Origin of the sequence: Martelella sp. UBA3392 (assembly GCF_002358775.1) — a bacterium.
Lineage (GTDB): Bacteria > Pseudomonadota > Alphaproteobacteria > Rhizobiales > Rhizobiaceae > Martelella > Martelella mediterranea.
Genome location: NZ_DEPM01000306.1, coordinates 601 through 7,986 on the forward strand (window position 1 = coordinate 601; position 7,386 = coordinate 7,986).

At 63.7% G+C, this 7,386-nt stretch carries 7 protein-coding genes; all 7 read left to right on the forward strand.

From position 1 onward, the window contains the following. A partial coding sequence (locus tag B4E36_RS23895) for an aromatic ring-hydroxylating dioxygenase subunit alpha (protein ID WP_345900906.1) occupies positions 1-672 on the forward strand: 672 nt, incomplete at its 5' end. After that, on the forward strand, positions 669-1,331 hold the full coding sequence (locus B4E36_RS23900; RefSeq protein WP_345900907.1) for a glutathione S-transferase family protein: 663 nt from the start codon (positions 669-671) through the stop codon (positions 1,329-1,331). The genes B4E36_RS23895 and B4E36_RS23900, both read left to right, overlap by 4 nt. Beyond that, positions 1,332-2,711 (forward strand): amidohydrolase, encoded by a 1,380-nt coding sequence (locus B4E36_RS23905; protein ID WP_292059793.1) that lies wholly within the window; start codon positions 1,332-1,334, stop codon positions 2,709-2,711. 26 nt (positions 2,712-2,737) lie between these two features. Further along, a complete protein-coding gene (locus tag B4E36_RS23910; RefSeq protein ID WP_345900908.1) occupies positions 2,738-3,835 on the forward strand; it encodes a BMP family ABC transporter substrate-binding protein in 1,098 nt (365 codons plus the stop codon). A 12-nt stretch (positions 3,836-3,847) separates the two neighbouring features. Beyond that, positions 3,848-5,359 (forward strand): ABC transporter ATP-binding protein, encoded by a 1,512-nt coding sequence (locus B4E36_RS23915; RefSeq protein WP_292059796.1) that lies wholly within the window; start codon positions 3,848-3,850, stop codon positions 5,357-5,359. After that, positions 5,356-6,450 carry an ABC transporter permease gene (locus B4E36_RS23920; RefSeq protein ID WP_292059798.1) on the forward strand — a complete coding sequence of 365 codons (1,095 nt, stop codon included), beginning with the start codon at positions 5,356-5,358 and terminating at the stop codon, positions 6,448-6,450. The genes B4E36_RS23915 and B4E36_RS23920 overlap by 4 nt, the downstream gene beginning before the upstream one ends. Continuing rightward, complete coding sequence (locus tag B4E36_RS23925) at positions 6,447-7,358, forward strand: ABC transporter permease (protein WP_292059799.1); 912 nt, start codon at positions 6,447-6,449, stop codon at positions 7,356-7,358. Before B4E36_RS23920 ends, B4E36_RS23925 begins: the two co-directional genes overlap by 4 nt. Positions 7,359-7,386 lie beyond the last annotated feature (28 nt).

Genomic DNA, 7,386 nt, shown 5'->3' on the forward strand with positions numbered 1-7,386 from the left:
TACGGCCACGTCTGGACCTCGCTCGGCACGCCCGACCACGAGCTGTTCGATATCCCGGAAGCCGCCGACCCCGAACGCCGCCTTGTTGATGTCGGGATCGTCAGGGTTCAGTGCTCGCCGCTCCGGGCCGTGGAAAACTTCCTCGACATCGCCCACTTCCCCTTCGTCCACACCGATATTCTCGGCGCGGAACCGCATACCGAAGTCTTCAACTACAAGGTCGAAATCCGCGAGGAGGAGGACGAGGTCTGGGCGACCCAGGTGAAGTTCTACCAGCCGCAGGCGGCCAAATCGGCAAGCGGCGGCATTGACACCGACTATATGTACCGCGTCCCCGCCCCCACCTGCTCGGTGCTCTACAAATCCTGCCCGCCGCGCCCCGGCGAGTGGGATGTGATCGCGCTGTTCGTGCAGCCGCTGACGGAGGAGCTGTGCGAGGTGTGGCCATGGATGGCGCTGTTTGACGACACCTCCTCGATGACCGACCTGATCCAGTTCCAGCAGATGATCTTCCTGCAGGACCGTTCGATCCTAGAAAACCAGATCCCCGCGCGCCTGCCGCTTGACCCCGGCAAGGAAATTCCGACGCGGGCCGACATGACATCCATCGCCTACAGACGCTGGCTGAAGCGCCACAACTATACCTATGGCGCGCAATTGGTGGCCCAATGAAACTCTACGACTACATACTTTCTCCAAGCTGTTACAAGGTCCGGCTGATGGCCGCCCTTGCCGGCGTCACGCTCGAGACCCGCGCGGTCGACTTTCACCCCGGCAGGGAACATCGCGGCCCTGCCATGCTTGAACTCAATCCGGCGGGAACGCTCCCGATCCTGACGGATGGCGATCTCGTCCTGACCGAATCCTCGGCCATGCTCGCCTATATCGCGGCCGGTTCCGCGCCCTCTTGGCTTGGCCGGGCCGATAATCCCGTCGAGATCGCCCTCGTGCAGCAATGGCTTGCCTTCTCGCCCAGGCTGACGGCGAGCCTCGGCGGTGCCAGGCTTCATCAGATGCTCAACATGCCGGGCGATATCGATGCCATGTCCGCCGCGGGCGTCGCGGCCCTCAGGGAACTGGAAATGGGGCTTTTCGAACAGCGCGAGCGTGGCATGCGCTATCTTGCCGCTGACCGGCCGACGATTGCCGACATCGCCTGCTTCCCCTATGTGGCGCTCGCCCCCGACGGCAATATCCTGCTCGATCCCTACCCGACGATCCGCATGTGGCTGCGCGCCATCCGCTCGCTCGACGGCTTCATCGAAATGCCGGGCATCCACCGGCTGCACGAACTGAAGCCCGAACCGGAACACGCGGCGGAGGAAAGCTGAGTGACCGGCTATCTGCTCAAGAACTGCGCGGCGGTTGTTGTCGATGAGGGCAACGGTCCGACCGTGCTGCGCAAAGTCGATCTCCTCACCGAGGGCCCGGCGATCAAGGCCATCAGCGGCGGGCTTGCGGACGGAGAAATTCCCGAGGGCACGACAGAAATCGATGCGGATGGATGGTTCGTCTATCCCGGCCTCGTCAACACGCACCACCACTTCTTTCAGTGCTTCGTGCGCAACCGTGCCGATCTGGACTGGACCAAACTTTCGGTGATCGAATGGCTCGACCGGATCTATCCGGTGTTCGCGCGCCTCAATGAAGACAGCTTCTACCATGCCTCGATCACGGCCATGGCCGAGCTGATCAAGCATGGCTGCACCACCGCCTTCGACCATCAGTACAATTTCCCGCGCCATGCCGGCAAACGGCTGATCGACCGCCAGTTCGAGGCCGCCGACCTGTTCGGCATGCGGTTTCATGCCGGGCGCGGCGGCAACAGCCTGCCGAAATCCGAGGGCTCGACGATACCCGACGAGATGCTGGAGACCACCGACGAATTCATCGGCGACTGCGCGCGGCTGATCGACGCCTATCACGATGCCACCCCCTTCAGCATGCGCCAGGTCGTCGTCTCGCCCTGCCAGCCGGTCAACAGCTACCGCGAGACCTTCGTGGAATCGGTTCGTCTGGCGCGCGATCGCGGCGTGTTGCTGCACACCCATGTCGGCGAAGGTGAAAGCCCGGTAATGGAGGCCCGTTACGGCAAGCGCACCGTGGACTATCTGGAAGAGATCGGTTTTGCCGGCCCCGACACCTTCTACGCCCATTGCTGGGAACTGACCCATGACGAGCTTCGCCGCATGGCTGCAAGCGGCACCGGCGTCTCCCACTGCCCGGAACCGGTCTATCTCGTCGGCGAACAGATCACCGACATCCCGGCAATGGCCGCCTTCGGCCTGCGCGTCGGGCTGGGCTGCGATGGTGCTGCCTCCAACGACAATTCCAACCTGATGCACTGCCTGCATTCGGGCTACATGCTGCAATGCCTGGTCTCATCGACCCGCGAGCACCCCGTGCCGCCGCCAGCCGATTTCCTCGCCTATGGCACCACTGGCGGCGCAAGCCTGCTCGGGCGCTACGATATCGGCCGGCTCGCGCCCGGCATGGCGGCCGACCTGTTCGCGATCGACACGCGGCGCATGGACTATGTCGGCACCCGGCACGATCCGCTGAGCCTGATCGCCCGCGTCGGCATTGGCAGCACGACCGACATGACCATGATCAACGGACGGATCGTCTGGCAGGATGGCGAATTCGCCGGCCTCGACGAACACAAGCTTTTTGCGGACGCCGAACAGGCGCTCGCCGGCATTGCAATGTGAAGACCAACCTCCAGGGAACCGAAAACATGACCAAGATTACCCGCAGAACCTTGATCCAGGCCGCAGCCGCGACCGGCCTCGCCGGTGCCATGGGCACCCGGCACGCCTTCGCCGCCGACGAACCGCTCGGCATCACCCTCGTCGTGCCGTCGCCGATCGGCGATGTCGGCTGGGGCCATGCGCTGGCCGCAGGCCTCGAGCCGGTCAAGGAAGCCTATGGCGACAAGGTCAAGGTCACCGTACTTGAAAACATCATGGAAGGCCCGGATGCCGACCGGATCATGAACAAGACCGTCGCCGATGGGAATAATTTCCTGATCGCCGGATCGTTCGGCTATCAGAACGGCGCATTCCAGATCGCCCGGCGCAATCCGAAGATCAGCGTTCTGCATGCGTCCGGCTACATGGTCGGGCCGAATTTCTCGCCGTTTGCCGCCAAATATTTCCAGGGCACCTATCTGCTCGGCATGGCCGCCGCCGCGGTCTCCAAATCCGGCAAGCTCGGTTCGGTCTCGGCTTTCGCCATTCCCGAACTGATCACCTCGATCAATGCCTTCACGCTCGGCGCGCAGGCGGTCAATCCGGATGTCGAGGTCTCGGTGGTCTGGGTCAATTCCTGGTTCGATCCGGCACAGGAACAGGATGCCGCCAAGGCGCTGATCGCGCAGGGCTGCGACGTGATCTTCTCCAACGCGCAGGATACGCCCTCGGTCATCTCGGCCTGCGAGGAAGCCGGCGTCTATGCCTTCAACCTCAATTCCTCGATGCAGAAATACGCGCCGGAGAAATATCTCGGCTGCGTGGCCACCGACTGGTCGCCCTATTTCAAGGCACAGGTCGAAGCCCATATGGACGGAACATTCAAGGGCGCCAATGCCTTCCTCGGCATGGCTGACAATGTGGTCGAAGTCGTCGACCTCAACAGCGACATCCCTGCCGACATCATGGAGAAGATCAAGTCGACCGAAGCCCAGATCGCCGACGGCAGCTTCTCGCCGTTCACCGGGCCGATCGCCAAGGCTGACGGCAGCGAGGGCGTGGCCGCCGGCGAGATCATGACCGACGAGCAGATCGTCGCCATGGACTGGCACGTCAAGGGCGTCACCACGCCGCTGCCGCAATAAGGCCCACAGGGAATGGAGACACCACTCCTTTCGCTCAAGGGCATTTCGAAGAGCTACGGACAGGTCCAGGCCAACCACGACATCGACCTCGCCGTCGCTCCGCGATCGATCCACGCGATCCTCGGTGAAAACGGCGCGGGCAAATCCACGCTGATGAAGCTGATCTATGGCGTGGAGCAGCCCGACGCCGGCAGCATGGCGTGGAACGGCGAGCCGATCGCGCTTGCCTCTCCCGCCGCCGCCCGCCGGCAGGGCATTGGAATGGTGTTCCAGCATTTCTCCCTGTTCGAGACGCTGACCGTCGTCGAGAACATTCAGCTCGTCATGCCCGGCGCCAAGAGCGCGCTTGCCGAGCGCATGCGTGCGCTCGGCCGCGATTTCGGGCTGGAGGTCGATCCCTTCGCCCATGTCCACGCGCTTTCGGTGGGCGAGCGTCAGCGGGTCGAGATCATCCGCTGCCTGATGACCGACCCGAAGCTTCTGATCCTCGACGAGCCGACATCGGTGCTGCCGCCGCAGGCGGTCACCCTTCTGTTCGAGACCTTGCAACGCCTGCGCGATGGCGGCGTATCGATCCTGCTGATCTCGCACAAGCTGGAGGAAATCCAGGCGATCTGTGACCGGGCGACGATCCTGCGCGCCGGTCGCGTCACCGGCCATCTCGACCCGCGCGAGCATGACGAGCACACGCTTGCGAAGATGATGATCGGCCGCGACATACCCGAACCAATGCCAGCCGAACCGGTGGAACAGGGCGAAAAGCAGCTCGAAATCATCGGCCTCGATTTTACGCCGGAGGACCCGTTCGGCGTATCCCTCGAAGGCATTACACTCACCGTTCGGGGCGGCGAAATCCTCGGCATCGCCGGCATATCCGGCAATGGCCAGAGCGAGTTGAGTGCTCTGATTTCCGGCGAGACCCGCCTTGCAACCGATGACCGTATCTTCATGATGGGCAAGGATGTCGGTCCCATGGGTGCCGCCGCCCGCCGCAAGCTCGGCTTCGCCTTCGTTCCGGAAGAACGGCTTGGGCGCGGCGCGGTTCCGGAAATGTCGCTGGCGATGAACGCCATTCTGACGGCCCATGGCCGCAATGTGGTCCGCAACGGCGTGATCGACAGGAAAGCGGCGGAGACCTTCGCCCTTGAGTGCATCAGCGAATACGATGTGCGAACGCCGGGACCGGAGGCCGAAGCGGGCGCGCTTTCCGGCGGCAATCTGCAGAAATTCATCGTCGGGCGCGAGATCATGCTGGCACCGAAACTCCTGTTCGTCGCCCAGCCGACATGGGGCGTCGACATCGGAGCCGCGACCGCGATCCGGCAGCGGCTGATCGCGCTGCGCAATGCCGGCATGGCGATCCTGGTGATTTCCGAGGAGCTCGAGGAGCTTTTCGAGCTTTCCGACCATATCCAGGTGCTCCACCACGGCAGGCTCAGCCCGCCGCTTGTCACCCGCGACACCCGACCCGAGGAGATCGGCCGCTACATGATCGGTTCCGAAACAGGAAAACGCGCCTCATGACCGCCCTGTCATTCCTGCCCAATCTGGTGAAGCGCGAGCAGGCCTCCTTGACCGCGACCCTGCTCGCGCCGCTGCTGGCGCTGCTGGCGGCCGTGATCCTCAATGTCGGGCTTTACGTGCTGATGGGCCGCAGCCCGGTGGCGGTCGTCTATGCCATGCTGCTCGAACCGTTCATCTCCTGGACCTCGTTTTCGGAGGTGCTGCTGAAGACCGGACCTTTATTGCTGATCGCGCAGGGTCTCGCGATCGGGTTCCGGGCGAAGGTGTTCAATATCGGCGCGGAAGGACAGTTCATTCTGGGCGCGATCTTCGCCTCTGCGATCCCGGTCTGGTTCCCGATGGCGACGGGGTTCTGGATCTGGCCGCTGATGCTTCTGCTTGGCGCCGTCGGCGGCGCGCTCTGGGCCGCGATCACGGCGTTCTGGCGCGCGCGCCTCAACGCCAGTGAAATCCTCGTTTCGCTGATGCTGAGCCTCGTCGCCCTGCAACTGCTCTACTACCTGCTGCTCGGCCCCTGGAAAGACCCGAACGGCTTCAACTTCCCGCAATCGGTGATGTTCCAGTATGACGCGATGGTGCCGACACTCATTCCCGGCACCCGCGTCAACGTCTCCCTTCTGATCGCGCTCGCCTTCTCGGCGGCCGCCTTCGTGTTCATGCAGAAGAGCTTCATGGGCTACAGGCTGCAGGTCGGCGGGCTGGCGCCGAAGGCGGCGGGCTATGCAGGCTTCAGCGACAAGAGCGCGATCTGGCTTTCGCTGCTGATCGGCGGTTTCGCGGCGGGTCTCGCGGGCGCTGCCGAAGTGGCCGGCCCCGTCGGCCAACTCCAGCGCTCGATTGCGACCGGCTATGGCTATGCGGCGATCATCGTCGCCTATCTCGGTGGCCTGCATCCGATCGGGATCATCTTCTCATCGCTGTTCATGGCCGCGCTCTATATCGGCGGCGACAATGCCATGGTCTCCGCCAACCTGCCGGTCGCGGCGGTACGGGTATTCCAGGGCAGCCTGCTTCTGGCCTATCTCGTCGCCATCGCCTTCACGCGCTATCGGCTGGAGTGGCCGGCCACCCATCGTCGGAGCACGGCATGAACGCGATCGAATTCATCATCGCAGGCATGCTCGCCGCCGCAACGCCGTTCCTGCTGGCCGCCCTCGGCGAACTCGTGGTCGAGCGCTCCGGCGTCATCAATCTCGGCCTCGAGGGGTTGATGGCGCTGGGCGCGGCGATCGCCTTCATCGTCGTCTATCAAAGCGGAAGCCATATTCTCGGTTTTGTCGCAGCAGGCATCGTCAGCGCGCTGCTGGCGCTGATCTTTGCCTTCGTCGTGCTGGGGTTCCGGGCCAATCAGGTCGCGGCCGGGCTTGCGATCGGCATTCTCGGCCAGGGGCTTTCGGCGCTTTTCGGCAAGACCTATGAGAGCCTGACCATCAAGGGCCTGCCGAAGCTCGCGATCCCCGGCCTTTCCGATATCCCAGTGGTCGGTGGACTGTTCAGCCAAGATATCGTGGTCTGGCTGTCGCTGGCTGCGACCTTCGGCGTCTGGTTCATGCTCAATCGCACCAAGACCGGTCTCGTCATACGGGCCGTCGGCGAAAACCCCAAGGCGGCGCATGCGATCGGTTTTCCCGTCATCGCCGTGCGTCTCGCGGCAATCGTCTTCGGCGGCGCGATGGCGGGCTTTGCCGGCGCCTATGCCGCAACGGTCTACACGCCGCTCTGGGCCGACGGCATGATCGCCGGACGCGGCTGGATCGCCATCGCCCTCGTCGTCTTCGGTACGTGGCTGACGGGCCGGGTCTTTCTCGGCGCCTGCATGTTCGGGCTGGTTTCGCTCCTGAGCCTTGCCGCCCAGGCGTCCGGCGTCGGCCTGCCCTCGCAACTGCTCTCCGCCCTGCCCTATATCGTCACCATCATCGTGCTGGGCATCATCTCCGCCGACCGACGCCTGCTGAAGCTCAACGGCATCGCCTCGCTCGGCGAGCCGTATGAACGGTAGAGCCTGCTATAGCAATTCCAGGTGAAGT

What these genes read in the sequence shown, in the direction of transcription:
- B4E36_RS23925 (WP_292059799.1), top strand. Translation starts at nt 6,447, where the DNA reads ATGAACGCGATCGAATTCATCATCGCAGGCATGCTCGCCGCCGCAACG.
- B4E36_RS23900 (WP_345900907.1), top strand. Translation starts at nt 669, where the DNA reads ATGAAACTCTACGACTACATACTTTCTCCAAGCTGTTACAAGGTCCGG.
- B4E36_RS23920 (WP_292059798.1), top strand. Translation starts at nt 5,356, where the DNA reads ATGACCGCCCTGTCATTCCTGCCCAATCTGGTGAAGCGCGAGCAGGCC.
- B4E36_RS23915 (WP_292059796.1), top strand. Translation starts at nt 3,848, where the DNA reads ATGGAGACACCACTCCTTTCGCTCAAGGGCATTTCGAAGAGCTACGGA.
- B4E36_RS23910 (WP_345900908.1), top strand. Translation starts at nt 2,738, where the DNA reads ATGACCAAGATTACCCGCAGAACCTTGATCCAGGCCGCAGCCGCGACC.